The following is a 26,917-nucleotide window of genomic DNA, read 5'->3' as shown; positions in this document are numbered from 1 at the left end:
TGACCAGTCCACACAACCGCTGTGAAAAGGTTCACCGCTGCGGGTAGCGTCCGGCAAGAGGGACTTTTCCGGCACCGGCAGGAGGAGGACAGCTGTGAGCTACCCGCCGCCGTCGGGACCGCCCGAGGACGAGCCGCCGCCGTCACCCTACGAGCCACCGAAAGACCAGTCGCCGTACGCGCCACCGCCGGCCGGCCAGTCGCCGTACGCGCCACAGCCGGACCAGCCGGCGTACGAACTGCCGACGGAACGGTCACCGTACGGGCCACCGGCGGGCGAACCGTCACCGTACGGCCACCAGGGGCCGCAGCAGTCGGCGCACTGGAGCCAGCAACCGCCGTACCCACCGCAGGGTCCCTACGGTCAGTACGGCCCACCGCCGTCCGGGCCGGGTCGGGGCACCAACGTGCTGGCGATCCTGTCGCTGGTGTTCGCCTTCGTCTTTCCGCCGGCCGGCGCCGTCCTCGGCCACCTGGCCAAGCGGCAGATCCGCACCAGCGGCGAGGAGGGCGACCAGCTCGCCACCTGGGGGCTGATCCTTGGCTACGTCTTCACCGGGCTCACCGTGCTGGCCTGCTGTGGCTGGCTGGCGCTGGTGGCCTTCGGCAGCAACACCGGTGACGGTGGCGGCTACTGACGAACGGGCCGGTGCCGACCGGCGCCGTCAGCGGAAGCGGGCCTCGCGGACGCTGTTGCCGCCGTCCACCACCAGCATCTGCCCGGTGATGTACGAGGCGGCCGGCGAGCAGAGGAAGCTGATCGCCGCGGCGACCTCGTCCGGCGTGCCCGGTCGCCCCACCGGGGTGCCCAACCCCTGCTTGATCTCGGCCATGGTGGACGCCGCGGTGTAGATGGTGCCGGGCGCCACCGCGTTGACCGTCACCCCGTCGGCGATCATCTCCATGGCCAGGGCCCGGGTCAGCCCGACGACCCCGGCCTTCGCCGCTGCGTACGCGGCCTCGGTGGGCAGGGCGTTGACCGGGCCGGCCGTGGCCGACAGGTTGACGATCCGACCCCAACCCCGCTCGGCCATCCCCCCGATGAACGCCCGGCTGCACAGGAACGCGGTGGAGAGGTTGCGGTCGATCTCGCCGCGCCACTCGTCGTAGGTCAGCTGCGCCACCGGCCGCAGCACCCCCTGGCTGGCGCGACTGGCCAGGCCGGCGTTGTTGACCAGCACCTCGACGTCGCCCAACTGCTCGGCGACCGCATCGGCCAACGCGCCGACCTCGGACTCGTCGGTCAGGTCCGCGACGAAGCCGGTCACCCCCAGCTCGGTTGCCCGCTCGTGAATACGTCGGGTGGTCGAGACGATCGCCACCCGCGCGCCCAGGTCGGCGAGTCGCCGGGCGGTGGCGTACCCGATGCCGTCCGGGCTGCCCGCCCCGGTGACCAGGGCGACCCGCCCGTCGAGGCGCATGGTGACCGGGTCGGTGAGCGCGACCGGCTCGTCGGGGCCGGGGCTGCCCGCCGGGGCGGCCGTCCGGGCGCGTCGGGCCGCACCCGGGCGGCTGACGTCCCGTCGGGGTCGGCTGCCGGAGCGGTCCGCGGCGCGCGCGTCGTATGCCATGTCAGGGATCCTGCCCGTTACGACCGGCCCGAGCAACGCGGCACCCGGAAGCAGGGGCGTCGGGTTTGGGCGGCGCTGGCTACCCTGTCTCCGCACCCCAACCTGACGGAGAGTTCGTATGACCAATCCCCCGCCGCCCGGCAACTGGAGCGACCCCACGTGGTCGGCCCAGCCGTCGAGCCCCGCACCGGACCCGACAGTGGTGGCCGGTCAGCCGGTGCCCGCGCAACCTGGCCCGGTCGACCCGTACACCCCCGACCCGTACGCCCCGACCGCATACGCCCCGGACCCGTACGCCCCGGTCGACCCGTACGCCGGCGCGAAGCAGCCGGCGGCCCAGCCGATGCCCGGTTACGCTCCGCCCGGATACGCCCCGCCCGGATACCCGCCGCAGTACCCCGGCTACGGCTACCCGCAGGCGCCGAAGACCAACGGGCTGGCCATCGCGGCGTTCGTGCTGGCCCTGCTCGGTTTCACGTCCTGCATCACCGCGCCGATCGGCGCGATCCTCGGCCACGTGGCGCAGAAGCAGATCCGGCTCAGCGGCGAGGGTGGGGCGGGGATGGCGAAGGCCGCCATCATCGTCGGCTGGATTCTCACCGGGTTCCTGGTGCTGGTGATCGCCATCTACGCCGCCGCGATCATCTACGCGATCGCGACGAGCGACAACAGCAGCAGCTACTGACCGGCGGGCGGGCCGGCGTACCGCCGATTGTCGGGCCGGACCGACAGCCGGCGGCGGTCGTCCCGGCCCGGCCGGTCACTGCGCCGGTGGGGTGAACGACGAGGTACGACTCATCCCGGCGGCCCGGCCCTTGGCCGCGACCACCAGCGCCATCTTGCGAGACGCTTCGTCGATCATCTCGTCGCCGAGCATCACGGCGCCGAGCCGGCCGCCGGCCTCCGAGGTGTAGTGCTCGTACGCGTCGAGGATCAGCTCGGCGTGGTCGTAGTCGGCCTGCGCCGGCTGGTAGACCTCGTTGGCGGCGTCGATCTGGCCCGGGTGCAGCACCCACTTGCCGTCGAAGCCCAGCGCGGCCGAGCGCCTGGCCACCTCGCGGAACGCGTCGACGTCGCGGATCTGCAGGAACGGGCCGTCGATGGCCTGCTTGTCGTGCATCCGCGCGGCCATCAGGATCCGCATCAGGATGTAGTGGTACGGGTCGCCCGGGTAGTCCGGGATAAGGCCGCCGACCACCATCGACTTCATGTTGATCGACGCCATGAAGTCGGCCGGGCCGAAGATGATGGTCTCCACGCGCGGCGAGGCGGCGGCGATAGCGTCCACGTTGACCAGGCCGGCGGCGTTCTCGATCTGCGCCTCGATGCCGATCCGACCGACCTCCAGGCCGATCGTCTTCTCGATCTGGGTGAGCGTCAGGTCCAGCCACTGCACCTGGGCGGCGGTCTGCACCTTCGGCAGCATGATGCAGTCCAGGTTGGCGCCGGCGCCCTCGACGACCTCGATGACATCCCGGTAGGTCCACGGGGTGGTCAGGTCGTTGACCCGGACCACGCGGGTCTTGCCGGCCCAGTCGCCCTCGTTGAGGGCGGCCACGATGTTCTTGCGCGCGTCCGGCTTGGCCAGTGGGGCGACGGCGTCCTCCAGGTCGAGGAAGACCTGGTCGGCCGGGAGACCCTGGGCCTTGCCGAGCATTTTCACGCTGGAGCCCGGCACGGCGAGGCAGGACCTGCGGGGGCGACCGACTGCGGCCATGGATGCGCTCCTTCCAGCGTCCGGCGGGCATGCCGACGCCACCTGACGACAGATCCGGGACCTTAACGATCCCAAAGGGCGTTGTGACGCCACGGTAACCTCGCGCCATGACCGGGGTGAATGGACCTGTGGAAGATCTCACTGGGCGCCGACTGGTGGTGGTGACCGGGGCCAGCTCCGGCATCGGGTTGGCAGCCGCCGTGGACCTGGCCTGCCGGGGAGACCAGGTGGTGCTGGTCGGGCGGGACCCGGCCCGCCTGCAGGCGGCAGCCGTTCGGGTACGGGAGAACTCCGGTGAACGTCCGGAACTGTTCCGGGCCGACTTCGCGATCCTCGACGACGTACGCCGACTGGCCGAGCAGCTCCGGGCCACGTACGACCGGATCGACGTGCTCGCCAACAACGCCGGAGCGATCGCGCTGCAACCACTGAGGACTGTCGACGGTTTCGAGATGTCGATCCAGGCCAACCACCTGGCCCCGTTTCTGCTGACCAACCTGCTCGCCGACCGGGTGGGCCGGGTCGTGGTGACCGCCTCCGGCGCGCACCGCTTCGGCGCACTCGACCCGGACGACCTGAACAAGCCACTGCGTGACTACCGGCCGATGGGCGCGTACGGCACCAGCAAGCAGGCGAACGTCCTCTTCACCGCCGAGGCCGCCCGACGCTGGCCGGACGTTGCCGCGTACAGCTTCCACCCCGGGGTGGTCCGTACCCGGTTCGCCAACGACAGCAGGCTTGTCGCGTTCGGCATGCGGTTCATGCCGTTCCGCAGCCCCGAGAAGGGTGCCGAGACCCTGGTGTGGTTGGCCAACCAGGAGCGCTCCCGGCTGATCAACGGGGGTTACTACGTCGACCGCCGGCCGCGTCGACCGCTACGGAAGGCGGCCGATCCGCAGCTCGCCGCCCGGCTGTGGACGGCGAGCGCCAAGGCGGTCGGTCTCGATGGCTGACCGGGACGGTGCGCTGACACTCGTCGCGATCGTCGAGTTCACCGTCGGGGCGGAGGCCGCCGGGCGGCGCTACGAGGACGCCGTCCTGGCCCTGCTCGATCGGCACGGCGGCCGGTTGGAGCGGCGTCTGCGCGGCACCGACGGGCAGACCGAGGTGCACGTGATCCGGTTCGACGGTCGGGTCGGCTACGAGTCGTTCCTCGCCGACCCGGACCGGGCGGCCCTGCGTACCGCCCTCGGTGCAGCCGCGCCGACGACCCGGGTCGTCGAGGTGCACGAGGGCTGAACCGGTAGGCGGGTGGGGGCCTCGGCCCGCCCGGGTGGGGCGATCAGTCGGCCAGCGGGGTCGGGTCGGCCGGCAGTGCGGTGGGTTCGGTCCGCCGGCCGCCGAGCACCACCACCGCCACACCGGCCAGCAGCAACGCCATGCCGAGCAGCGCGTACGGGCGGGGCAGCTGACCCAGCCAGGCCCAGCCGAGCACTGCCGCGCCGGGTGCCTCCAGCAGGATCAGCACGCTCACCGTGGTCGCCGGAATCTTTTGCAGGGCGTAGTTGAACATCGAGTGCCCGAGCAGTTGGGCGCCGGCCACCAGGGCCAGGATGGCCAGCCAGGTACGCCCGTCGAAGCCGGTCAGCCGTACGCCGCCGACCAGGCACAGGGCCAGCAGGATCAGCGCGCAGATCCCGTAGCAGATGGTGGTGTAGGTGGTGGTGCTGATGCTGACCCGGGCCCGTTCCCCGAAGGCGGTGTAGACGGCGGCGAACACCGCGCCGATCAGCGCCAGCACGTCACCGAGGACGGCCCGGCCGGAGACCCCCACGTCCACTCCGGTGGCGACCGCCGCGCCGCCGACCGCCACCGCGATGCCGATCCACACCACCCGGGGCAGCGGACGCCCCTGGGCGCGGGCGATCAGCCCCTGCCAGACCGGCTGGGTGGCGACCAGCGCGGTGGACGTGGCGACCGAGGTGAGCTGGGCGCTCGGCACCCAGGTCGCGAAGTGCCCGGCCAGGGCGACCCCGGACAGAACGCAGAACAGGCCCTCCCGCCGGCCCGCGCCCACTGTCAGTCTGCGGAACTCCGCGCGGCGTCGGACCAGGGCGAAGGGGCTCAGCACGGCCACCGCGAGCAGGTTTCGCCAGAACGCGATGGCCAGCGCGGGGGCGGCGGCGTACGCGATCAGCGGCGCGGACGACGACACGGCGACCACGGCCAGCCCGACCGCGCCGGTGGTCAGCGGGTCCAGGGACGGCCGGGGTGAGGGTGGGGGCACGGGACGTAATCCTCACACGTATGACGGTCAGCACGGAGGGTCATCACTCCGTTACGATCACGCGGGTTCGCGCCGGCGACCCTCGACCGCCCGGAGGCGCTCCCCCATGCCCAGCTACCAGGCGGTGCTGTTCGACTTCTTCGGCACCCTGACCCGTTCGGTACAACGCGGTGTCGCGCACGTCGGCACCGCCGAACTGCTCGGGTGTCCCACCGAGATCTTGACCGAGGTGCTGAACCGCACCTACTACGAGCGGGCCAGCGGCCGACTCGGCGACGCGGAGGCGACACTGCGCTGGGTGTGCGCCCAGGCCGGCGTACACCCCAGCGACCATGCGGTACGGGCAGCGGTGGCGTCCCGGCACCGGGCGGTCCGCGCCGACACCTGGCTGCGGGCCGACGCGGTGCCGGTGCTGGCGGCTCTGCGCCAGCGCGGGCTGCACACCGGCGTGATCAGCGACTGTACGCACGAACTGCCGGCCTTCCTGCCGCAGCTCGCAATCGCCCCCCTGCTCGACGTACGGGTCTTCTCGGTGCAGGTCGGGCGGTGCAAACCGGATCCGACCCTCTACCTGACGGCCTGCCAGCGGCTCGGGCTCGCGCCGGGCGACTGCCTCTACATCGGTGACGGCGGCAGCCAGGAGTTGACCGGCGCCGAGCGGGCCGGAATGACCGCTGTCCGGCTCGCCGCACCGGATCTGGCCACGCACATGGTCTTCAACGCCGACCGGGACTGGCGCGGCCGCACACTCGGCACCCTGGGCGAGGTGCTCGCCCTCGTCGACGCCGACGCCGCGGTGGCGGGCGTCGGCGGTCGGGCCGGCTGATCAAACGATCAGCGGCGGCGGACCCGGTGCAGGCGGAACGGCTTGCGGGTGGCCCGGACCGCCGGAGTCGCCCGGGGTGGCTCGGCCTGCGCGTCGGCCGGCAACTCCGCTCCGGCCAGCGGCGTACCGGCCGGGGCGAGGCGATTCACAGCGCATCCGTCGGCGGCCCATCGGGCCACCAGGTCAGCGGTCGGACCGGGCGCGTTGAGGCGCTTCGCCGCCACCAGCGGCGCGGTGACGTCCCACGCCTCGGTGCCCGGCAGCAACCGGCTCACCCGGGCCGGCCAGGTGACGATCCGACCGCCGTGGTCGCCGCGCAGGGTGACCTGGGCCTCGGTCGCGTCGGCCAGACCCGGTGCGGCCTGCTCGCCCGGCCCGCTGACCACCAGCAGCGCGCCCTCCAGCGGGGCGCACCAGAGCGCGAGCGCCGGCCCACCCGCAACGCTGACCCAGGCCACGGCGGCCTTCTTCATCGCCTCGTCGACCAGTGGGGTGCCCCCGGGGGCGTCCTCGTCCGTCACACCCGCATCCTCCCGCATCGGCTCCTCCGCTCAGCCCACGAACGGCGGCACGGCGATCTCGCCCCGAGCCACCGGCACCACCTGGCCGGCGACCGTAGCGCCCACCGCCACCCCGTTCGCCGCGGTGACACTGCAGGCCAACGCGGACGGACGGTTCATCTCCACGCCCTGACGGACCGCGTACTCCGACCGCCCCTCACCGGGCAGCAGACCACTCGCCACCAGCCAGACACCGAGGCCGAGCGCCGCCGAACCGGTCGCCGGGTCCTCCGGAACGCCGATCCCCGGCACGAAGACCCGGGCGTGCGCGGTTTGCGCGGCCGCGTCCCAGGAGAAGACGCTGACGTGCGACACCCCGTACCGCTGCGCCGCCGCCGGGTCCACCCGGGCGCGGGCCACCGACTCCGGACGCACCGGCAGGTACGGGAACTCCAGCCCGCAGCCGGCGACCCGTGGGGCGGGCCCGATGTGGTCCTCGGCGAGCAGCCCGGCGATCTCCAGCAACGGCTCCGGGTCCAGCTCCGGCCCGAGAGTCGGGGCGCCACCGGTCAGCGTCGCCCCGGACGCGGTCACCTCGATCGGCAGCACACCGGCTCGACACTCCTGGGTGACCTGCCCCACACCGAACATGCCCCGTCGGCAGGCGGTGACCGCCGCGCCGACGCTGGGATGCCCGGCGAACGGCAGCTCCTCCACCGGGGCGAAGATCCTGGCCCGGTAGGTGACGCCGACCTGGGTCGCAGGCAGCACGAACACCGTCTCGGACAGGTTGAACTCCAACGCGAGCGCCTGCATCTGCTCGGTGGCCAGCGCCTCCGCGCCGAACACCACCGCCAGCGGGTTGCCGGCGAAGGGGCGATCGGTGAAGACGTCCACGATCTCGTAGGCCAAGGTCGACATGTTGATAAACACTAGGCGCTTAGGCTGGTGCCCGTGAGTACGCCGACCCGGGTCTACATCGCCCGTCTCGCCGGAGTCGCCGTCTTCGACCCGAACGGCGATCAGGTGGGCCGGGTTCGTGACGCCGTGGCACGGCTGCGGGCGACGAAGCGTCCGCCGGAGGTGGTGGGCCTCGTCGCCGAGATGCCGATGCGTCGCCGGATCTTCCTGTCCATCAACCGGATCACCTCCATCGACGCGGACGCCGTCGTGCTCGGCTCCGGCACCCTCAACCTGCGCCGGTTCGAGAAGCGCCCGAACGAACTGCTGGTGCTCCAGGAACTGCTCGACCGGCGGGTGCAACTCGACCCGGGCGGCCAGCCCGGCGCCGTCGTGGACGTCGCGATGGAGTGCAGCCGCGGTGGCGAGTGGTCGCTGACCCGGGTCGCCGTACGCGAGCAGACCGGTCGGCTCAGCCGCCGCGGCCACCTGCACCAGGTCGAGTGGGACCGGGTGCGCGGGCTCAGCGGCATCGCCGACAACCGGGGTACGGCGAACCTGCTCGCCGTCCTGGAGGACATGCGCCCCGCCGACCTGGCCAACGCGTTGCAGGATCTGCCCGACGCGCGACGCAACGAGGTCGCCGCCGCCCTGGACGACGAGCGCCTGGCCGACGTGCTCAGCGAGCTGCCGGAGCACGACCAGGTGGAGATCCTCGCCGCCCTCGACCGGGAGCGGGCCGCCGACGTCCTGGAGGAGATGGACCCGGACGACGCCGCGGACCTGCTCAACGAACTGCCCCCACCCGAGCAGGACGTGCTGCTGGACCTGATGGAGCCGGACGAGGCCGACCCGGTACGCCAACTGCTGAAGTACACCCCCGGCACGGCGGGCAGTGTGATGACCTCGGAGCCGGTCATCCTGCCGCCGGACGCCACAGTCGCCGAGGCGCTGGCCCGGATCCGGGAGCCGCAGCTCTCTCCCGCCGTCGCCGCGCAGGTCTTCGTGACCCGGGCACCGCAGAACACACCGACCGGCCGCTACCTGGGCATGGTGCACTTCCAGGCGCTGCTGCGCGAACCCCCGGCCGACCTGCTGGGCAAGGTGGTGGTCAACGACATCGACCCGCTGCGCCCCACCACGCCGCTGCCGGAGATCACCCGCCGGATGGCCACCTACGACCTGGTCGCCATGCCGGTGATCGACCGCAACAACCGGCTGGTCGGCGCCGTGACGGTCGACGACGTGCTGGACCACTCGCTGCCCCGGGACTGGCGGGACCGCGACGCCCTGGCCGCCCCGGGTACCACCGACCCCGCGCTGGACGGCGCAGATGGCTGACCGGCGTCGGACGGAGCGTCTCGACCAGCCACGCGAGCCCCGGGGCGTGAAGTTGCCCCGGTTCGACGCGGAGGCGTTCGGTCGGTGGTCCGAGGGCATCGCCCGGGGCATGGGCACCGCGAACTTCATCGTCGTCATGACGGTGGTGATCGCGATCTGGTTCGTCTGGAACACCCTGGCCCCGGCGAACCTGCGCTTCGACCCGTACACCTTCACGTTCCTGACCCTGGTGCTGTCGTTGCAGGCCAGCTACGCGGCCCCGCTGATCCTGCTGGCCCAGAACCGGCAGGCCGACCGGGACCGGGTGGCCCTGGAGGAGGACCGGCGGCGAGCCACCGCGCAGAAGGCGGACACCGAGTACCTGGCCCGGGAGATCGCAGCCCTGCGGATCGCGCTCGGTGAGGTCGCCACCCGCGACTTCCTCCGCTCCGAGCTGGCCCGGCTGGCCGAGGAACTGGACGAGGTGGGGCAACGCCGGCAGCGACTGGAGCGCCGCCAGCAGGAGAAGGACAGCCGGCAGGAGCGACGGGGCCAGCGGCCGACCGACGGGGTCGGCCTGGAAGAACCCCGCGACGACCTGGACGGCGACTTCACCCGGGACGCCCGGCCGGACGGCACCGGCCCGCGCCGGTCAGAGAGCTGACCGGCGGGTCATCGATTGGCTCACACCGCCCCGGGCAGCGGCGGCAACGGATGCCCCGCGACGTAGCATTGCGGGCATGTCAGCACCCGTGAGCACCGTCGAGGACGCGATCCAGGCCGCCCTGGCCACCGTCAACGACCCGGAGATCCGCCGGCCCATCACCGAGCTGGGCATGGTCCGCTCCGCCACGATCGGTGCCAGCGGTGTCGTCCGCGTCGAGCTGCTGCTCACCGTCGCCGGCTGCCCGCTGAAGGACAAGCTGCGTACGGACATCACCGCCGCCGTCGCCGCGGTGCCCGGCGTCACCGGCGTGGAGATCGACTTTGGGGTGATGACCCCCGAGCAGCGACAGTCGTTGCAGTCGCAGCTGCGTGGCGGCGGCGCCACCGAGGAGCCCGTCATCCCGTTCGCCCAGCCCGGCTCGCGCACCCGCGTGTACGCGGTGGCCAGCGGCAAGGGTGGCGTCGGCAAGTCCAGCGTCACTGTCAACCTGGCGGCGGCGCTCGCCGCCCGTGGACTCTCCGTCGGCGTGGTCGACGCCGACATCTACGGCCACTCGGTTCCGCGGATGCTCGGCACGGAAGCGCGGCCCACCCGCGTCGAGGACATGATCATGCCGCCGCAGTCGCACGGCGTGAAGGTGATCTCCATCGGCATGTTCACCTCCGGCAACGCCGCGGTGGTGTGGCGCGGCCCGATGCTGCACCGGGCGTTGCAGCAGTTCCTGGCCGACGTCTACTGGGGCGACCTGGACGTGCTCCTGCTCGACCTGCCGCCGGGCACCGGCGACGTGGCCATCTCGCTGGCCCAGTTGCTGCCCAACTCGGAGATCCTGATCGTCACCACCCCACAGACCGCCGCCGCCGAGGTGGCCGAGCGGGCCGGGGCGATCGCCCTGCAGACCCACCAGCGGGTGGTCGGCGTCATCGAGAACATGTCCTGGCTGGAGCTGCCGGACGGCTCCCGGATGGAGATCTTCGGCACCGGCGGTGGTGAGGCGGTGGCCGCGTCGCTGAGCCGGACCATCGGCGCCCAGGTGCCGCTGCTCGGTCAGATCCCCCTGGACACCCGGGTCCGCGAGGCCGGCGACGCCGGCAACCCGATCGTGCTGGCCGAGCCGGAGTCCCCGGCCGCTCAGGCGCTCGGCACGATCGCCGACCGGCTCGCCCTGCGCCGCGAGTCACTGCTCGGCAAGCCACTCGGTCTCAAGCCCGCTGGGCGCTGACCACCCGGAACACCGTCAGCCCGTCGGCCACTGTTGGCCGGCGGGCTGAATCGTGTCGGTGGATGGTCCAGCCGGGCCGCTGACCGGCGTGGCCGGCGTGGGCGGGCAGGGCCGGCGTGGGCGGGCAGGGCCGGCGTGGGCGGGCAGGGCCGGCGTGGGCGGGCAGGGCCGGCGTGGGCGGGCAGGGCCGGACCAGCCGGTCGGGGTACGGGTCGGTCAGGTGGCGTCGTCGTAGCTGGCGCGGGGGGCCGGAGCCGAAGGGCTGCTGGTGGCCGTGCCGGACCGAGTCTCGTTCGACCGCAGGTCGGCGGCGTTCGCCACGTCCTTCAGGTCGTTGTGCACGCCGCTGACGTCCGCGCGCAGGTTGTCGTAGACGCCCTGCAACGGCTTGCGGATCGCCGCCTCGTCCTCCTCGCTGAGGAGGTGCTTGCGGATGAACGCCTTCGGGTGCAGGTCTTCCAGCTGGATGTCGGTGCCCAGCTCACGGCTCAGGTCGCCGGTCGCGTTGCGGGCCATGTTGCGCAGGTTGCGCACCAACCGCAGGCCGTCGGTGATCACGGCGGGGAGCCGGTCGCCGAAGATCAGCAGCGCCAGGAGCAGCAGCGCACCGATCTCCCACCAGTTCAGGTTGTCGAGCATCCCGCGGGCCTCCTCTCGGCGTCAGCAGCAAGACTACGCACGGCGGACGGCTTTCGGGCAAGGGGTGCGCCGCTGTTCACTTCGCCTCCGCGGTGAGTCACTTCGCGTCCGCGGCGAGAGTTACCGAGGTGTTCTGCCGGGCGGAGCCCCGCCGATACTCGACGGTCACGACCGAGCCCGGCGCGTACTTGCGGACCAACGCGGTCAGATCCGTCGGCTCGGTCATCGGCCGTCCGTTGATCTTGAGGATGACGTCGCCGACCTTCAGCCCGGCGCCGTCCGCGGGACCGGACGGCTCGACCTCTGCCAGCCGCAGGCCGCCCCCGACCACCCCGGTCGGGCCGTCCGCCCGGGCGCCGATCACCGTACGTCGGGCCTTGCCGGTGCCGATGATGTCCTGGGTCACCCGCTTGGCCTGGTTGATCGGGATGGCGAAGGCGAGCCCGATGTTGCCCGCCTCCTGTCCCTCGGCGACGAGTGACTTGATGGTGGAGTTCACTCCGACCACCCGGCCGGCGCCGTCGACGAGTGGGCCGCCCGAGTTGCCGTGGTTGACCGCGGCGTCGGTCTGGATGGCCGCGTAGTAACGCACCGGGCCGCCCGGCTCGCCGGCCTGCATCGTCCGGTCCAGCGCGCTCACGATGCCGGCGGTGACCGTGTTGGCGAGCGACAGCGGCGAACCGATGGCGAGCACGGGGTCGCCGACCGCCAGCCCGTCGGAGTCGCCGAACTCCACAGGCCGCAACCCGGGACGACTCACCTTGATCACCGCGATGTCCGACTCGGCGTCCTGGCCGACGATGGTCGCCGGCGCGGTGCTGCCGTCGTTGAAGACCACCGAGGCCTTGCCGGTGCCGCCGGCCACCACATGGTCATTGGTGATCACATGGCCGTCGGCGGTGGCGACGAAGCCGGAGCCCTCACTGGTCCCGCCGAGGCTGCTCACCCGTACGGTGACCACGCTGGGCAGGACCCGTTCGGCGACCCCGGCCAGCGACTCCGGTTTGCGCTGCGCCAGTGCCGGCACCTCTGCGGGCGCACCGCCGAGGACCGCCGCACCAGCGCCGCCGCGCACCGCGAACGCGTAGCCCAACGCACCACCGAGGGTGCCGGCCAACAGCGCGGTGATCACGGGAATGAGCAACAGGTGGCGCAGCGTCGGCCGGCCCGGTGCGTCGGGATCGGTGACCGGCTCGGGCTCGGTGCCAGGGGCCACCACCCCGGGCACCACCACCGCGGTCGGGGCCGCCGGGTCGCGCCAGGGGTCGGCGAGCGCGTCCGACCACCAGGCCGACGCGTCGGCCGAGTTGGGCCCGCCCGCGGCCGGCGCCGGCCAGCCCGGTGCCGTTCCGCCGGAAGACCCCGGCCAGCCCGGAGTCGGCCCGCCGGAAGACGCCGGCCAGCCCGCTGCCGGTCCGTTGCCTGGCGGGGCGAGGGGCGAGCGGTCAGCCCCCGGCATGGTCGGCGGCCCCACCGACGGGGCTCCTGCCCCGGGCGGTCGCGCCGGAGCCGGAGTCTCACCGCCCCGGCGCCAGTCCCAGCCGTCGGTCACGTCGGTGCCTCCCAGTCCGTCCCCGGATCCCGCGCCGCGTCGCCCGGCCACGGGCCGGTCTGGTCGCGGCTGACGGGATACCGCCTCCAGGATTGCACGGATGGACGCGGTGCAGTCAGCGGTTGCCCCCGGTGATCGCTTCCGACGGAGGCGCGGCTGCGCCCCACGACGGTCGCCTCTACGCTCACAGTGCCAACCCGCCCCCGCACCACGCACCGCCCCCGGAGGTGCCCCATCGCCACGGTCGCCGGTTCCGGCAGTTCGACGACACAGGCCCAGCACTTCGCCGAGTCGTACGTCACCGAGGATCTCGTTCTGCGCACCGCCCGCAGCCTGGCCCGGGAGGTGGGCCTCGACGCGGTCACCCCCGGCGCGGGGGCGGCGCTGCGACTGCTGGCCGCCGCCGGCAACGCCCGTGCGGTGGTGGAGATCGGCACCGGCACCGGGGTCAGCGGCGTCTGGTTGCTGCGCGGCATGCGCGTCGACGGCGTGCTCACCACCATCGACGTGGAGGTGGAGCACCAGCGGATCGCCCGGCGGATCTTCGCCGAGGCCGGTTTCGCGGCCGGGCGTACCCGGATCATCACCGGTCGGGCGCTCGACGTGCTGCCCCGGCTCGCCGACGGTGCGTACGACCTGGTCTTCGTGGACGCGGAGGCGACCGGCTTCCACGCCTGTGTGGAGGCGGCGCTGCGGCTGTTGCGCCCGGGGGGAGTGCTGGCGCTCAACGGTGTGCTGGCCAGCGACCGGATCGGCGACCCGTCCGCCCGCGACGCGGAGACGGTGACGGTTCGCGAAACGATCAAGGCGGTCCGGGAGTCGGAGCACTGGATCCCCGCGCTGCTTCCGGTCGGGCACGGACTACTCGCCGCGGTGAAGTGCTGATCCGACCCCAGGGTGGGTCAGCGCCTCGATCAAGCCGAGGCTCTGAGACAGGCGCTAGTTGACGTCGGCGAGCCAGCGCAGCAACGAGCGGACGCCCCAACCGGTGGCGCCGCGGCTGACCTCGGCCTGGTCGCCGTCGGCCCAGGACGGGGCGGACATGTCCAGGTGCAGCCAGCGGTCCCGTAGTTCGCCGGTGAACTCGCGCAGGTAGAGCGCGGCCAGCACCGAGCCGGCACCCTGCGCGGGTGCGCTGTAGAGGTCGGCGATCTCGCTGCCCAGGTACTCGACGTAGTCGGTGTGCAGCGGCATCCGCCACGCCGACTCGCCGGCCGCCTCGGCCGCGGCCAGCACGCTGGCGGCCAACTCGTCGTTCTCGCTGTAGAGGGCGGCGGTGCGCTTGCCCAGCGCCACCGAGTTCGCGCCGGTGAGCGTGGCCAGGTCGAGCAGCAGATCCGGCTTGAGCTGCTGCACCGCGTACGCCAGCGCGTCGGCGAGGACCAGCCGACCCTCGGCGTCGGAGTTGGTCGTCTCGCTGGTCGTACCGCCGTAGTGCCGGATGACGTCGCCGGGGCGGAACGCCGAGCCGCTGACCATGTTCTCGGCCAGCGGGGCCAGCGTGGTGATCCGGACCGGCAGCCGCAGCGCGGCGGCGCCCAGGGTGGCGGCGACGACCGCGGCCGCGCCGGCCATGTCCTTGCGCATCAACTTCATCGACGCCACCGGCTTGATCGAGATGCCGCCGGTGTCGAAGGTGATGCCCTTGCCGATCAGCGCCACGTGGGTGCGCGCGTTGGCGGGGTGCCAGTCCAGTTCGACCAGCCGGGGTCCGCTGGCGGAGCCACCGCCCACGGCGAGGATCCCACCGAAGCCCTCGGTGGTCAGCTCGGCCGGGCCACGGACCCGCAGCCGAAGGTCCGCAACGTCGGCTGCGGCGGAGGCCACCTGGTCGGCGAACCACTGCGGGGTCTTCACCGAGGAGGGGGTGTTGGTCAGGTCCCGGGCGAGATGGGTCATCGCGGCCGTGGTGCGGGCCGTGGCGACGGTGTCCTCGTACCCGGTGGGGTCGTCGAGCAGCAGGTCGACGCCGGTGAGTGCCGGTCGGTCGCCTGCCTCGGTGAGTCGGAACCGGTACGGGGCGAGCAGCAGCCCCTCGGTCAAGCCGCGCACCGCGGCCGGGGCCACCTCGGCCGGCAACGCGATGGTGATATGCGTCTCAGCCGAAGCTGAGCGGGCCAGGGTCGCGCCGGCCGTCCGCCAGGCCGCCTCGCCGCCGTCGCCGATGCCGAGCAGCAGCAGCCGGCCGGGGGTGCGTCCGGGGCGCAGCTGGGTGTGGATCTCGCCGGCTCGGCCCGTCAGCCGGGCCGCTGACGCCAGCGCGCCCGCCTCGTCGGCCGTGCCGTCCGGGCCCGCCACGGCGGTCGATACCGGCTCGGCCGAGGTGTCACCTTCCGCCGTCGAATCGGCGGAGCGGACGGGCAGGACGAGGACGTCGAGCCGGTCCGGCTCAGCGATCAGACGGATGGCGAGCACGCGGAACCGTACCTCCAGGAAAGTGTCGCGGGCCGGCAGCGAACCCACCTGCCCACAGCGTTGAAGACCCTGAGCCACCGGTGATTCCGGTGGCTCAGGGCCTGAAGAACGTTCCGGGCGGCGTGAGCCGCCCGGAGCACTCCTTACTCAGCCGGCCGCTGCCTTCAGTGCGTCACCGAGCGCGTTGGCCTCGTCGGGAGTCATCTCGACGACGAGCCGGCCACCGCCCTCCAGCGGGACCCGCATGACGATGCCCCGCCCCTCCTTGGTGACTTCCAGCGGACCGTCGCCCGTCCGCGGCTTCATCGCCGCCATGTTGTCTCCCCTCAGACCTACACCAGGGTCGGTGGGTTGCCCCACAGCCACTTCGTCACGACCACCCGCAACGGTCACGGGGGTGTCGACCAACGATTTTCCCTGATGAACACCGCCGGACCCAAACCGGAGCAGCATTGATGTAACAGCATCTAGCTTATCTTGAGAAGGCCTGTCACAATGTGCGGTCATGCAGGCACGGTCGGCACTCTTCGACCTGTACGGCGACCACCTCCGTCCGAGGGGTGGCCGGGCACCGGTTGCTGCCCTGGTCAAGCTACTGGCGCCGCTGGGAATCGCACCGCCAGCAGTTCGCACCGCCGTCTCCCGGATGGTGCGTCAAGGCTGGCTCGAGCCCCTCCGGTTGGTCTCCGGACCGGGATATTCGATCACACCTAAAGCTGCCCGCCGACTCGACGAGGCAGCGGCCCGGATCTACCGGACCGGCCGGGTCACCTGGGACGGCCGGTTCGATCTGCTGGTGTTGGAGGCCCCGGGCGCCCGGCGGGACCGCCAGCGGCTCGCCGCCAACCTGAGTTTCCTCGGCTACGGGACGCTCGACGAGCAGACCTGGGTCGCCACCCGCCCCGCCGAGGATGTCGACCTGCTCCTCGCCGAGACCGGCATCCGGTTCGAGCGGTTCACCGCCTCGCACTTCTCCGGCACCCCCGGCGCGATGGGAGTGGTCCGACGCGCCTGGAACCTGGCCGAGATCGGTCGCGCCTACGAGCGGTTCGTCGCGGACCAGCGCCCGCTGCTCGCCGCGGTCACCGTGCGCAGCAGCGACGAGGAGGCGTACGCGGCGCGATTCCGCCTCGTGCACGCGTGGCGTACGTTCCTCTTCCAGGATCCGCAGCTGCCCCCGGCGCTGCTGCCCGAGCGGTGGCCCGGCACCGCCGCGGCCAGTTTCTTCGACCGGCACGCAGCCCGCCTGCGTCCGGCCGCCGACCGGTACGTCGAACAGTGCCTCGACGCCGGCAACCGCATCGTCCGACAGAAGGGTCGTTAGACACGTGACCGAGCCGCTGCTGGTCGACCGGACCGATGCCGTCGTCACCCTCACGCTGAACCGGCCGAACGCGATGAACGCGCTCGACGTGGCGCTCAAGGAGGCGCTGCGGGACGCCCTCGCGGAACTGGAGACCGACAGGTCCTGCCGCGCGGTAGTCCTGGCCGGGGCCGGCGGGTCGTTCAGCGCCGGGCAGGACCTTCGCGAGCACGTGGCCATCCTGGAAAACTCCGCCAGTGACCCGTTGGGCACCGTGCGGGCGCACTACAACCCGATCGCCGCCCGGCTCGCCAACCTGCCCAAGCCGGTGATCGCCGCGGTTCGCGGGATGGCCGCCGGGGCGGGCGCGTCGCTGGCGTTCCTGGCCGACATCCGCATCGGCGGTCCGACCACCAATTTCCTGATGGCCTTCGCCAAGGTCGGTCTCGCCGCCGACACCGGCGCCTCCTGGACGTTGCCCAGACTGGTCGGCCACGCCAAGGCCGTGGAGCTGCTGATGCTGGCCGAGCCGGTCCGCGCCGAGGAGGCCTGCCGGTTGGGCCTGCTCAACCGGCTGACGGACGACGACGAGCAGGTGTTGCCCGTCGCCCAGGAGTTGGCCGCCCGCCTCGCCGCCGGCCCGACCGTCGCGTACGGGGCGATCAAGCGACAGCTCTCCATCGCCGACGCCGGCACCCTCGCCGACGCCCTCGCCGCCGAGGCGCAGGCCCAGTCGATCTGCGGCGCCACCGCCGACCACCGGGCGGCCACCCTCGCCTTCGTCGGCAAGCAGAAACCGGTCTTCGAGGGACGCTGAACGCGATCCGGACGCCGCCCTTACCGTCCTCGAACACGGGACGCCTAGCGTCGGCCGGTATGAGCGATCGTGAATCGGTGGCGCACCTGCTGCGCCGGGCCACCTTCGGCCCGACCGCCGACGAGGTGGACGCGGCCGAGCGGGCCGGGCCGGCGGCGACACTGGACCGGCTGCTCACCCCGACAGGGACGGACCGGGGTGCGGCGGCCACACCGGTCCCGACGCTGCCCCCGGACCCGTACGCCGGGCTGACCAAGGACTCGACCCGTGAGCAACGGCAGCAGGCCAACGCGGAGCGCCGCAAGCAACTCCAGCAGGTCACCGAGTGGTGGCTGGACCGGATGGTGGCCGCCGAGGACGGGCTGACCGAGAAGTTGCTCTTCTTCTGGCACGGGCACTGGGCCACCAGCGCGCAGAAGGTCAAGTCGGCGCGGCTGATGGTGGGCCAGTTGGAGACGCTGCGCCGGCACGGTCGTGGGCCGCTGGGCCCGCTGGTCGCCGCGATGGTGCGCGACCCCGCCCTGATCGTCTGGCTGGACGGGCAGAAGAACACCCGCAAGGCACCGAACGAGAATCTGGCCCGCGAGCTGATGGAGTTGTTCACCCTCGGCATCGGCGCCTACAGCGAGGCCGACGTGAAGGCCGGCGCGCGGGCCCTGACCGGCTGGGTGGTCGACCGGCGTACCGGTGCGGCCCGCTTCGAGGCCCGCCGGCACGACCCCGGCGAGAAGCGCATCCTCGGGCAGAGTGGCCGGTTCGACGCCGAGGCGTACGCCGGCCTGCTGGCTGCCCAACCGGCGGCGGCGACCTTCGTGGCCGGTCGGCTCTGGTTCCGCTACGCCGGCACCGAGACCCCGGCACCGGATGGCCTGGCCGGCGAGGACACCATCGCGACAGTGCGCGCGCTCTTCTCCGCACCGGCCTTCGCGCAGACCCGGGGGACGCTGGTGAAGCAGCCGGTGGAGTGGTTGGTCGGTGCGCTGCGGCAGCTCGGCATCCGACCGTCCGCGCTGCCCGAGCAGCAACGTAAACAACTGTTGGCCGGTCTGAACGCGCTCGACCAGGTGCCGTTGCGCCCACCGAGCGTGGGCGGTTGGCCGGCCGGGTCCGCGTGGCTGACCACCTCGTCGTTACAGGCCCGGCTGCGGACGGCCGGGGTGCTCGCCGCCGCCACGGCACCAGCGGTGCTGGCCCGCCTGACCGCCGCGCCCACCGCCGGCCGACCGGACGCGCTGGCCCGACTGCTGGTGGTGGACGGTTGGGGCGCGCGCACCCGCGCCGCTCTCACCCCGCTGGCCGGTGAGCCCCGCAAACTGCTGGCCGCCGGCCTGGTCAGCCCCGAATACACAGTCAGCTGAGCGGAGGAGTCGACATGGACACCCTGACCCGACGCAGGTTCCTGCTGACCAGCGGGGTGGTCGGCGCGGGCGCGTTGGCCGCCGGGGCCGGCGCGTACAGCCTGCGGGACCTGCTGGACACCAGCGGGGACCGCGACCCGCAGTCCCGCACCCTGGTGCTGGTGACCCTCTACGGCGGCAATGACGGGCTCAACACCGTCATTCCGTACGGCGACCCGGCCTACCGGGCGGCACGCCCGGAGCTGGCGTACCCGGACGGGGAGGTGCGGCGGTTGGACGACGGCTTCGGCCTCAACCCGGCGCTGGCCGGCCTGCACCAGCGCTGGTCCGGCGGTGGGCTGGCGATCGTGCGCGGAGTCGGCTACCCGAAGCCGGACCGCAGCCACTTCCGTTCGATGGACATCTGGCACACCGCGCAACCGGACCGGCCCGGCAACACCGGCTGGCTCGGGCGGTGGCTGGACCGCGCCGGCGGTGATCCCCGGCTGGCGGTCTCCTTCGAGCCGGCGCTGCCACCGCTGCTGGCCGGGGCCCAGAGCGCCGGCGCGGCCGTGCCGGTGACCGACCGGAAGGCCGCAAAGGGGCTGCCCGCGGCAACACTGACCGCGTTCGCCGCCGCCGAGGCGGGCGAGTCGGCGGCCCGGGGTCGGGCCGCCGCCTGCTTCGCCGACCTGCGGTCGGTGGACGAGATGATCCGCCAGGTACGCGACTCCGCCGACCCGGACACGACGGACCCGGACGGCGAACAGGCGCCCGCGACGGCCACCGGCGGGGCCCGCACCCCACTGGACGCGCAGCTCGACCTGGTGGCGCAGTGCGTCGAGGCGGGAGTGTCCACCCGGGTCTTCTCGGTGTCGTTGGGTGGCTTCGACACGCACGCCGACGAGAAGCAGTTGCAGGCCGTCCTGCTGGGTCAGCTGGACCGGGCGTTGACCGGGTTCGCCGACCGGATGAGTCGCACCGAGGCGGGCCGAAAGGTGGTGGTGGCGGTCTACTCCGAGTTCGGCCGTCGGGTACGGGCCAACGCCTCGGACGGCACCGACCACGGCACCGCCTCGGACGTGCTGCTGCTCGGCGCGGGCGTCCGGGGCGGCTGGCACGGCGCACCACCGAGCCTCACCGACCTCGACGACGGCGACCTGAAATACACCACCGACTTCCGGGACGTCTACGCCACGCTGCTGGAGCGGGTGCTGGACACCGACCCGGGCCCCATCCTCGCCGACTGGCGGGGACGAGTGGACAAGCTCTTCTAGTCGTCCTCTTCCGGGTCCTGGTTGGCCTGCTCGCCCAGCACGAACGCCTGCATGGCCAGCTCGTCGCCGGCCGGCGAGACGAAGGCGGGCAGCTCACGCGGGCCCAGCTCCTGCACGTAGGACCAGAACAGCCGTACCGCCTCGGCCGGTGTGCCGGCCTCGATCGGCAGGTCGAGGCTGACCAGCCAGGTGCGCCGCGCCGGAGGCGGGCCGAGCTGGTCGGCCAGCGCCCGGAAGGCCGCCGGCTCCACCGCGGTGACCGGCCCGTCGAGCGTCAGCAGGTCGGCCGGCACCGGCTCGTCGAAGGCCCGCCGGGTGTACGCGACGACGAGCGTGCCCGGCTCGACCGGGGACTGCGGGTCGTCCGGGTCTTCGCGGTGGCGTCGTCCCGGTGCGGTGACCCGGCCGAGGGCCACCAGCCGTGGCGGCGCGTCGACAAGCACGGCCACCTGGTCGCCCAGCCCTGGCCGGGCGACGTCGGTCAGCCCGGTCAGCTCCAGCGTGTCGTGGTGCACGAGCCGCTCGGCCTCGTACCGTTCGGCGGGCAGCAGCACCGCCCAGGTGCCCACCCCGTCGGCGTTGCCGGCCGCACCGGCCCGGTGCGCGGTCTCGGTCGTCATGCCTGCCATCTCATCACGTCGCCGGTGGGAGGGTGACGTGACAGCCGACGATGTGATCGTCGACCATCCCGGTGGCCTGCATCAGCGCGTAGGCGGTGGTCGGGCCGACGAACCGGAAGCCGCGTTTCTTGAGTGCCTTGGCCATCGCCGTGGACTCCGGGGTGATCGGTGCCAGCTCGGCGAACGAGGCGGGGCGAGTTGGCCGGGGCTCCGGCGCGAAGGACCAGAGCAGGGCGGACAGACCCTCCGGCAGCTCCAGTGCGGCGCGGGCGTTGGCGATCGCCGCCTCGATCTTGGCCCGGTTGCGGACGATGCCGGCGTCGGCGAGCAGCCGGGTGACGTCGGCGTCGTCGTAGCGGGCGACGGTCGGGATGTGGAACTCGTCGAAGGCCAGCCGGAACGCCGGACGCTTGCGCAGGATGGTCAGCCAGGACAACCCGGACTGGAACGCCTCCAGCGTCATCCGCTCGTAGAGCGCGTCGTCGCCGCGCAGCGGCCGCCCCCACTCCGTGTCGTGGTAGATGGCGTAGTCGGGGGTGCTCGACCCCCAGGCGCAGCGAGCCAGCCCATCCGCGCCGATCACCAGGTCAGTCACCTCGTACACGCTAGGGCATCCGTCCGACAGCCCATTGCCACCGGCCGCCCGGCTGCCTATGGTGCTTGTTACCGACCGGTAGGTCGAGGTCACCCGACGGTGCGCCCCGACCGGTGACGGCGAGCGGAGGCCACGCGGTGAAGGAGTTCCCGGACGTCATCGCCTGGTCGATCCCGGCCTTCGTGCTGCTCATCGTGCTGGAGCGGGTCTCCTACCTGCTGCACCGCGACGACGACGAGGTCGGCTACGGCGGCGCCGACACAGCGACCAGCCTGACGATGGGGCTGGGCAGCATCTTCGCCGACCTGCTCTGGAAGGTGCCGATCGCCGCCGCGTACGCGCTGCTCTACGCGCTCACCCCGCTGCGGGTCGCCGAACTCTGGTGGACCTGGCCGCTGATCCTGCTCGCGCAGGACTTCTGCTACTACTGGTCGCACCGCGGCCACCACGTGATCCGCATCCTCTGGGCCTCGCACGTGGTGCACCACTCGTCGCAGCGGTTCAACCTCTCCACAGCGCTGCGCCAGCCATGGACCGGCCTTACCAGTTGGGTGTTCTACATTCCGCTGATCGTGGCCGGCGTCCACCCGGCCGTGGTCGCGTTCTGCGGCTCGGTCAACCTGCTCTACCAGTTCTGGATCCACACCGAGCGGATCGAGAAGATGCCGCGCTGGTACGAGGCGGTGTTCAACACCCCGTCGCACCACCGGGTGCACCACGCGTCGCAGGGCAGCTACCTGGACCGCAACTTCGGCGGCATCCTGATCGTCTGGGACCGGCTCTTCAAGTCGTTCGCGCCGGAACGGGAACGTTGCGTGTACGGCCTGACCAAGAACCTCGGCAGCTACAACCCGGTCCGGGTGGCCTTCCACGAGTACGCCTCGATCGCCCGGGACGTGCGCGCCGCGGTGACCTGGCGGCACCGGGTCGGGCATCTCTTCCGCGCACCCGGCTGGCAGCCGGCACCGGGCTCGCCGGTCAGGGCAGCCGGCCCTGCTCGACCAGACGGGCAAACCTCTTCAGCGCCTGGGTGAGGCCGAGCTTGGAGCCGGGCCAGAGCACCGGCCAGGCCAGCCGACCGGCCCGACCGCCCGGCAGGTGGAACCACTCGTGCCAGACGACCTGGGTGCGGTCCCGGTCCAGCTGGGTGCAGCGCAGCACCCCCGGGCCACGCAGCAGCTGGCCGTGGTGCACGACGCCGATCTCGTACGGCTCGTCGACCCGGACCACCCGCATCTCGTCGCGCAGCGTCGCCCGGCCGAGCGCGGTCACCGCCTCGATCCGGCTGCCCTCGCGCCCGTCGCCCTCGACCACCCGGACGCGGGTGAACGGGATCCAGTCGGACTGACGTTCCCAGGCGAGCAGCGCGGCGAACACCCGCGCCGCCGGGGCCTCGACGATCACCGTGGCGGTCACCTCACCGGCGCCGGGTCGGGCCGCGTCGCGAAGATCGTCAGCGCCCTCCGGCTCGGTCACGCCGACTCCGACCGAACCACCGCGTCGCGCTGCTCGGTGCCGGCGGTCTGCTCGCGATCGGCCGACTCGTCGTCGGCGGGCGCGGCGGCGGGAGCCACCCCGTCGGAATCCGCCGGGGACGAGCTGGCGGCGGGCAACGGGCCGGGAGTCGTCGAGCCGACCGGGGCCGAGCCCGCCTCGCCGGTCAGCGGCACGTCTTTACCCGAATCCACTGCCTCGCCCGGCTCGGCCGCCTCGCCCGGCTCAGCCGCTTCCGCGGGAGCCACCTTGCTGGCGGACTGCTCGCGGGCCTGCCGCAGCACGTCCGCATCGTCGGTGCGCCCCTCACGCAAGGCGATGACCTCCGACTCCAGTACGCCGATCAGCTCGGACTTGTAACCGATGTCGTAGGCGGCACGGCGCAACGCCTGATCGACCTGGTCCATCCGGTACCCGCGCAACCCGGTGTCGAAACGGACCGCCCCCACGTCGGATTCGCGCAACGGGCGGGTGCCCGGCAACGCCACGGCCTGCGAATCCGGCTCGGCCGGCACCAGGCCGGGATCACGCCCGCTGACCAGCACCGTCACGCCGAATATCACCGCCGCGACGGTCAACGCCACAACCAGGAGGAGCAGAAGCTGACCCATGTACTGATCGTGGCATGGCAGCCGGCCGGGAGCGACCCCGCCACCCGCCTCGATCACGATCGGTGCCGACGCCCGGCCGGAATCGTGGACGGGCGACCGACTAGCGTCGGGACCGGCCGACGCGGCGGCGACGGCGTGAACTTCCAGGAGGCGGGCATGGCCGGGGCGCTTCGGCTGGGTGGGCACACGTTCGCCCCCGGCGAGCTGGTGGTGATGGCGATCATCAACCGCACGCCGGACTCGTTCTTCGACCGCGGGGCCACCTACGCCGCGGACAGCGCTCTTCGCGCTGTGGAGCGGGCGGTGGACGAGGGCGCGGCCATCATCGACATCGGCGGCGTCAAGGCCGGCCCCGGCGCGGACGTGGACGTCGCCGAGGAGATCCGGCGCACGGTGGACACCATCGCCGCCGTCCGAGCCGCGTTTCCGGAGGTGGTGATCTCCATCGACACCTGGCGGGCCGAGGTGGCGACGGAGGCCGTGGCGGCCGGGGCCGACCTCCTCAACGACACCTGGTCGGGCGTCGACCCGGCGTTGGTCCGGGTGGCCGCCCGGACCGGCGCCGGCCTGGTCTGTTCGCACGCCGGCGGGCTGACGCCGCGGACCAGGCCGCACCGGGCAGCCTTCACCGACGTGGTCGCCGACGTGGTCGCGACGGTGACCGGGCTCGCCGAGGGCGCGGTGGCGGCAGGGGTACGCCCCGACGGCATCCTCATCGACCCGGCGCACGACTTCGGCAAGAACACCCGGCACTCGCTGGAGATCACCCGCCGACTGGACGAGCTGACCGCGACCGGCTGGCCGGTGCTGGTGGCGCTCTCCAACAAGGACTTCATCGGTGAGACGTTGGGCCTGCCGGTGGCCGAACGGCTGGAGGGGACGCTCGCCGCGACGGCCGTCTCGGCCTGGTCGGGCGCCCGGGTCTTCCGGGCCCACCAGGTCGGCCCGACCCGCCGGGTGCTGGACATGGTGGCCTCGATCCGAGGCGACCGCCCGCCCACTGCCACCCGCCGAGGGCTCGCCTGACCGGTCGTCGCCGTAACCGACCGCGAACGGCCGGACGGACCGACACGATCGCCGGAGGCAGTGGCGCTCAGGTCCAGCGGAGGATGTTCCTACGCCAGGCGTAGAGGATGCCGAGCGCGAGCACGGCCACGAACACCGCCATCTCCACCACCGTCACCAGACCGAAGCCCGGCCGGTCGAAGACCACCGCCCAGGGAAAGAGGAACACCGCCTCGACCGCGAACAGGACGTAGAGGTAGGCGTACACGTAGTAGCGGATCTGCATCTGCGCCCAGTCGGCGCCGACCGGGTCGAGCCCGCACTCGTAGCTGGCCCGCTTGCCCGGCGGGTCGGCCGGACGCGCCGGGCGTAACACCCGGTTGGCCGAGAACGCCGTAACGAAGAAGACAACGCTGGCGAGCAGCAGGAGCCCGAGCGTCGCGTACGAGCCCAGGTATCCGTTCACAGTCGGGAGCCTACCGTCCGCCCGGAGGGGTCGTCCCAAACACGTTACGGATTTGTTTCCAGATGGGACTAGTGCACCGGGGCAACTGTTACCGAATATTGGACACCCACCCATGTCACCGGAGGACAGATGGCCCGCGTGAAGGCATCGCCCGGTAACCGGGCGGAGGGGCGGCGTTCCACGCCCCTGCTGGCGACCGCGCTCGCGCTCGGCCTGCTCACGGCGCTCGCCGTGGGGCCGGCGTGGGCCAGCGCGGCCGCACCGGACGCGGACCCGGTCGCGACCTCGGCCGAGCCGGTCAACGAACCGGGAGGCGAGGGGCCGCCGACCACACCGGCGGAGGAGCCCACCCCGACCGAAGACCCGGGCGGTGAACCGGAGCCGACCGACCCGGCACCGGAGACCACCGCACCACCACCGGAGTCGACGCCACCGGCGCCGGTGACCACCGCCCCGGAGATCCCGCCAGCGCCGACCACCAGCGCGCCCGCACCAGGTGGCACCACCCGACCGCCCAGCTCAACTCCCCCGGTGCCACCGACGACACCCCCGGCCCCGCCAACGCCGCCGGCGCCGACGGTCCGCCCGCCCGCCCCGGGTTCGGCGCCGCCGCCGCAGAGCCCGCTGGGCGTGCAGGTCACCACCGGCGACGTCACCCTCACCGAGGCGTACTGGAACACGCCGAGCACGGCAGCCACCCTCCAGGTCACGGTGCACAACACCGGTACCACCACGGAACAGATCCGACTCTCGTACACGCTGCCCGCCGGGCTGACCGACGCCGGCACGAAGGGCTGCGTCGCCGACGGTGGTGGGACGTACCGATGCGGTGCCTGGACCGCCGGAGCGGGCGTCCGGTTCAGCACCGTGCTCCGGCTGCGGGTCGCTGGCACGGCGTGGAAGCAGATGCCGCTCAGCGGCTCCGTCCAGGTCATCGCGGACGCGCCGGGAGCGGTCGGGGAGGCGACCGACGACCAGGGCTTCGCGGTGCTCTTCCCAGCGGGCCCGCCGGTGCCCGGGATCGCGCTCGCCGCCGACGAGGTGGCCTTCGACATCAGCGGCGGCCCCAGCACCCTCACCCTCCGGCTGGGCAACACCGGCGCTGTGGACGCCGCCGGCCGGGTCGAGGTCGTCCTGCCGGCCGGGGTGACCGTGCCGACCCCACCGCTCGGCTGCGTGGCGGTCGACCCGACGCGTACCCGCTGCGACGCCGGCCTGGTGCTGGCGGGCACGACCGCCGAGGTGCAGCTACCGGTGGAGGCGACGCCGCAGGCGCAGCGGGAGGCGCCGCTGTCCGGGGCCGTGATCGGTCAACTCGATCCACGCAGCGGCCCGACCCGTCGGGTGCAGATGAGCTTCCGGATCACCGCGGCGGCCGCACTGGCCACGCCGGTGGTCTCCCCGCCCGCGCCGACCGGCTCGCAGGGCGTACTGCCCGCCGGCGCCACGACCGGGGACGGCGGGTTGACCTCGGTGCAGCGCACCGCGGTCATCCTGATCGCGGTCTCCACGCTGCTGATGGTGCTGGCTCTCACGCTGGCCACGACCTCGCTGCGCCGCGGGCTCGGCGGTCCGCCGCCCGAGCCCGCGCCCAACCCGGTCGACTGATCGACTGACGACCCCGGCAGCGCGCGGCCGGGGTCGTCGGCGCGACCCGGTGGTGATCTGAATTACGGCGGGCGGTGCGTAACCCCACAGAAGTGGGCATTTCGCATCCCGATCCGGTCCCAGTCGGCGGACCTCCGGGGATGGTTAGGGCTCCCTTAGACGTAGGCTCTCAGGTGAGGAACGACAGCGGCCGGACCAGCCCTGGGCGGTGCGGTGAAGCGTTGCGTCA

The 26,917-nt window shown here is 72.7% G+C and carries 30 protein-coding genes; 16 read left to right on the top strand and 14 right to left on the bottom strand.

All coding sequences use genetic code 11. The annotated features are described in order from the left end of the window. Window positions 1–94: 94 nt before the first annotated feature. Window positions 95–637 (top strand): DUF4190 domain-containing protein, encoded by a 543-nt coding sequence (locus ABZ794_RS07025; protein WP_210781831.1) that lies wholly within the window; start codon window positions 95–97, stop codon window positions 635–637. 27 nt (window positions 638–664) lie between these two features. On the opposite strand, the gene ABZ794_RS07020 is transcribed toward ABZ794_RS07025, so the two are convergent. Then, complete coding sequence (locus ABZ794_RS07020) at window positions 665–1,570, bottom strand: SDR family NAD(P)-dependent oxidoreductase (protein WP_210781830.1); 906 nt, start codon at window positions 1,568–1,570, stop codon at window positions 665–667. Window positions 1,571–1,688: 118 nt separating this feature from the next. On the opposite strand from ABZ794_RS07020, the gene ABZ794_RS07015 reads away from it, so the two are divergent. Next, a complete protein-coding gene (locus ABZ794_RS07015) occupies window positions 1,689–2,255 on the top strand; it encodes a DUF4190 domain-containing protein (RefSeq protein ID WP_210781829.1) in 567 nt (188 codons plus the stop codon). Window positions 2,256–2,330: 75 nt separating this feature from the next. Here the strand turns inward: ABZ794_RS07015 and ABZ794_RS07010 are convergent, their stop codons facing one another. Further along, window positions 2,331–3,287, bottom strand: coding sequence for a CoA ester lyase (locus ABZ794_RS07010; protein WP_210781828.1), 957 nt, complete (start codon window positions 3,285–3,287; stop codon window positions 2,331–2,333). 128 nt (window positions 3,288–3,415) lie between these two features. Here ABZ794_RS07010 and ABZ794_RS07005 point away from each other — a divergent pair, with 128 nt between their 5' ends. Together ABZ794_RS07005 and ABZ794_RS07000 are read left to right on the top strand one after the other, a co-directional pair. Further along, entirely contained in the window at window positions 3,416–4,240 is an 825-nt protein-coding gene (locus ABZ794_RS07005; protein WP_210781866.1) for an SDR family NAD(P)-dependent oxidoreductase, read from the top strand. After that, the gene (locus tag ABZ794_RS07000; RefSeq protein WP_210781827.1) at window positions 4,233–4,526 is read left to right on the top strand and encodes a hypothetical protein; all 294 of its coding nucleotides are present in this window, start codon (window positions 4,233–4,235) and stop codon (window positions 4,524–4,526) included. The genes ABZ794_RS07005 and ABZ794_RS07000 overlap by 8 nt, the downstream gene beginning before the upstream one ends. 43 nt (window positions 4,527–4,569) lie before the next feature. On the opposite strand, the gene ABZ794_RS06995 is transcribed toward ABZ794_RS07000, so the two are convergent. Next, the gene (locus tag ABZ794_RS06995) at window positions 4,570–5,514 is read right to left on the bottom strand and encodes a DMT family transporter (protein ID WP_210781826.1); all 945 of its coding nucleotides are present in this window, start codon (window positions 5,512–5,514) and stop codon (window positions 4,570–4,572) included. A 106-nt stretch (window positions 5,515–5,620) separates the two neighbouring features. On the opposite strand from ABZ794_RS06995, the gene ABZ794_RS06990 reads away from it, so the two are divergent. Continuing rightward, complete coding sequence (locus ABZ794_RS06990) at window positions 5,621–6,340, top strand: HAD family hydrolase (protein WP_357514612.1); 720 nt, start codon at window positions 5,621–5,623, stop codon at window positions 6,338–6,340. 8 nt (window positions 6,341–6,348) lie between these two features. Here ABZ794_RS06990 and ABZ794_RS06985 read toward each other — a convergent pair whose 3' ends face one another. Both ABZ794_RS06985 and ABZ794_RS06980 read right to left on the bottom strand, forming a co-directional pair. After that, entirely contained in the window at window positions 6,349–6,879 is a 531-nt protein-coding gene (locus ABZ794_RS06985; RefSeq protein ID WP_238690792.1) for a hypothetical protein, read from the bottom strand. Between the two features lie 12 nt (window positions 6,880–6,891). Continuing rightward, window positions 6,892–7,761: a PhzF family phenazine biosynthesis protein gene (locus ABZ794_RS06980; RefSeq protein WP_357514610.1), complete on the bottom strand. Its 870-nt coding sequence runs from the start codon at window positions 7,759–7,761 to the stop codon at window positions 6,892–6,894. A gap of 33 nt (window positions 7,762–7,794) precedes the next feature. Between ABZ794_RS06980 and ABZ794_RS06975 the strand changes: the two genes are divergently transcribed. From ABZ794_RS06975 to ABZ794_RS06965, 3 genes are all read left to right on the top strand, one after another. After that, window positions 7,795–9,081, top strand: coding sequence for a CBS domain-containing protein (locus tag ABZ794_RS06975; protein WP_210781822.1), 1,287 nt, complete (start codon window positions 7,795–7,797; stop codon window positions 9,079–9,081). Next, window positions 9,074–9,724, top strand: a complete 651-nt coding sequence (locus tag ABZ794_RS06970; RefSeq protein ID WP_210781821.1) for a DUF1003 domain-containing protein — start codon at window positions 9,074–9,076, stop codon at window positions 9,722–9,724. Before ABZ794_RS06975 ends, ABZ794_RS06970 begins: the two co-directional genes overlap by 8 nt. Window positions 9,725–9,800: 76 nt before the next feature. Further along, window positions 9,801–10,949: an Mrp/NBP35 family ATP-binding protein gene (locus ABZ794_RS06965; RefSeq protein ID WP_210781820.1), complete on the top strand. Its 1,149-nt coding sequence runs from the start codon at window positions 9,801–9,803 to the stop codon at window positions 10,947–10,949. A 216-nt stretch (window positions 10,950–11,165) separates the two neighbouring features. Here ABZ794_RS06965 and ABZ794_RS06960 read toward each other — a convergent pair whose 3' ends face one another. Both ABZ794_RS06960 and ABZ794_RS06955 read right to left on the bottom strand, forming a co-directional pair. Next, a complete protein-coding gene (locus ABZ794_RS06960) occupies window positions 11,166–11,588 on the bottom strand; it encodes a preprotein translocase subunit TatB (protein WP_210781819.1) in 423 nt (140 codons plus the stop codon). Window positions 11,589–11,685: 97 nt separating this feature from the next. Next, window positions 11,686–13,140 (bottom strand): trypsin-like peptidase domain-containing protein, encoded by a 1,455-nt coding sequence (locus ABZ794_RS06955; protein ID WP_357514605.1) that lies wholly within the window; start codon window positions 13,138–13,140, stop codon window positions 11,686–11,688. A 189-nt stretch (window positions 13,141–13,329) separates the two neighbouring features. Here ABZ794_RS06955 and ABZ794_RS06950 point away from each other — a divergent pair, with 189 nt between their 5' ends. Next, window positions 13,330–14,025 carry an O-methyltransferase gene (locus ABZ794_RS06950; protein ID WP_279635842.1) on the top strand — a complete coding sequence of 232 codons (696 nt, stop codon included), beginning with the start codon at window positions 13,330–13,332 and terminating at the stop codon, window positions 14,023–14,025. Window positions 14,026–14,079: 54 nt separating this feature from the next. Here the strand turns inward: ABZ794_RS06950 and ABZ794_RS06945 are convergent, their stop codons facing one another. Then, window positions 14,080–15,555: a leucyl aminopeptidase family protein gene (locus ABZ794_RS06945; protein WP_210781865.1), complete on the bottom strand. Its 1,476-nt coding sequence runs from the start codon at window positions 15,553–15,555 to the stop codon at window positions 14,080–14,082. Window positions 15,556–15,702: 147 nt separating this feature from the next. After that, on the bottom strand, window positions 15,703–15,870 hold the full coding sequence (locus ABZ794_RS06940) for a DUF3117 domain-containing protein (protein ID WP_007455245.1): 168 nt from the start codon (window positions 15,868–15,870) through the stop codon (window positions 15,703–15,705). 190 nt (window positions 15,871–16,060) lie between these two features. On the opposite strand from ABZ794_RS06940, the gene ABZ794_RS06935 reads away from it, so the two are divergent. The 4 genes from ABZ794_RS06935 to ABZ794_RS06920 are packed head-to-tail and all read left to right on the top strand — an operon-like array spanning window position 16,061 to window position 20,289. Next, window positions 16,061–16,879, top strand: a complete 819-nt coding sequence (locus tag ABZ794_RS06935) for a PaaX family transcriptional regulator C-terminal domain-containing protein (RefSeq protein WP_210781817.1) — start codon at window positions 16,061–16,063, stop codon at window positions 16,877–16,879. 4 nt (window positions 16,880–16,883) lie between these two features. Next, window positions 16,884–17,675 carry an enoyl-CoA hydratase-related protein gene (locus ABZ794_RS06930; RefSeq protein WP_210781816.1) on the top strand — a complete coding sequence of 264 codons (792 nt, stop codon included), beginning with the start codon at window positions 16,884–16,886 and terminating at the stop codon, window positions 17,673–17,675. A 59-nt stretch (window positions 17,676–17,734) separates the two neighbouring features. Then, complete coding sequence (locus ABZ794_RS06925) at window positions 17,735–19,033, top strand: DUF1800 domain-containing protein (RefSeq protein ID WP_210781815.1); 1,299 nt, start codon at window positions 17,735–17,737, stop codon at window positions 19,031–19,033. Between the two features lie 14 nt (window positions 19,034–19,047). Further along, window positions 19,048–20,289, top strand: a complete 1,242-nt coding sequence (locus ABZ794_RS06920; RefSeq protein WP_210781814.1) for a DUF1501 domain-containing protein — start codon at window positions 19,048–19,050, stop codon at window positions 20,287–20,289. Here the strand turns inward: ABZ794_RS06920 and ABZ794_RS06915 are convergent. Further along, the gene (locus ABZ794_RS06915) at window positions 20,286–20,909 is read right to left on the bottom strand and encodes a hypothetical protein (protein WP_210781813.1); all 624 of its coding nucleotides are present in this window, start codon (window positions 20,907–20,909) and stop codon (window positions 20,286–20,288) included. The two genes, ABZ794_RS06920 and ABZ794_RS06915, sit on opposite strands and share 4 nt — an antisense overlap. Window positions 20,910–20,922: 13 nt before the next feature. Beyond that, window positions 20,923–21,504, bottom strand: coding sequence for a DNA-3-methyladenine glycosylase I (locus ABZ794_RS06910; RefSeq protein WP_210781812.1), 582 nt, complete (start codon window positions 21,502–21,504; stop codon window positions 20,923–20,925). Between the two features lie 113 nt (window positions 21,505–21,617). On the opposite strand from ABZ794_RS06910, the gene ABZ794_RS06905 reads away from it, so the two are divergent. After that, window positions 21,618–22,538 (top strand): sterol desaturase family protein, encoded by a 921-nt coding sequence (locus tag ABZ794_RS06905; protein ID WP_307850469.1) that lies wholly within the window; start codon window positions 21,618–21,620, stop codon window positions 22,536–22,538. Here ABZ794_RS06905 and ABZ794_RS06900 read toward each other — a convergent pair. Next, window positions 22,483–22,980 (bottom strand): SRPBCC family protein, encoded by a 498-nt coding sequence (locus ABZ794_RS06900; RefSeq protein WP_210781811.1) that lies wholly within the window; start codon window positions 22,978–22,980, stop codon window positions 22,483–22,485. The two genes, ABZ794_RS06905 and ABZ794_RS06900, sit on opposite strands and share 56 nt — an antisense overlap. Then, window positions 22,977–23,609: a DivIVA domain-containing protein gene (locus ABZ794_RS06895; protein WP_210781810.1), complete on the bottom strand. Its 633-nt coding sequence runs from the start codon at window positions 23,607–23,609 to the stop codon at window positions 22,977–22,979. Before ABZ794_RS06895 ends, ABZ794_RS06900 begins: the two co-directional genes overlap by 4 nt. 156 nt (window positions 23,610–23,765) lie before the next feature. Between ABZ794_RS06895 and folP the strand changes: the two genes are divergently transcribed. After that, window positions 23,766–24,635: a dihydropteroate synthase gene (gene folP / locus ABZ794_RS06890; protein WP_210781809.1), complete on the top strand. Its 870-nt coding sequence runs from the start codon at window positions 23,766–23,768 to the stop codon at window positions 24,633–24,635. Between the two features lie 67 nt (window positions 24,636–24,702). Here the strand turns inward: folP and ndhC are convergent, their stop codons facing one another. Beyond that, window positions 24,703–25,080, bottom strand: coding sequence for an NADH-quinone oxidoreductase subunit A (gene ndhC / locus ABZ794_RS06885; RefSeq protein WP_210781808.1), 378 nt, complete (start codon window positions 25,078–25,080; stop codon window positions 24,703–24,705). Between the two features lie 129 nt (window positions 25,081–25,209). On the opposite strand from ndhC, the gene ABZ794_RS06880 reads away from it, so the two are divergent. Next, a complete protein-coding gene (locus ABZ794_RS06880; RefSeq protein WP_357514599.1) occupies window positions 25,210–26,688 on the top strand; it encodes a hypothetical protein in 1,479 nt (492 codons plus the stop codon). Window positions 26,689–26,917: the final 229 nt, after the last annotated feature.

This window comes from Micromonospora sp. NPDC047187 (assembly GCF_040643355.1).
Lineage (GTDB): Bacteria > Actinomycetota > Actinomycetes > Mycobacteriales > Micromonosporaceae > Micromonospora > Micromonospora salmantinae.
The sequence above is the reverse complement of the archived record's forward strand: the minus strand, read 5'-3'. Positions and strand labels throughout refer to the sequence as shown.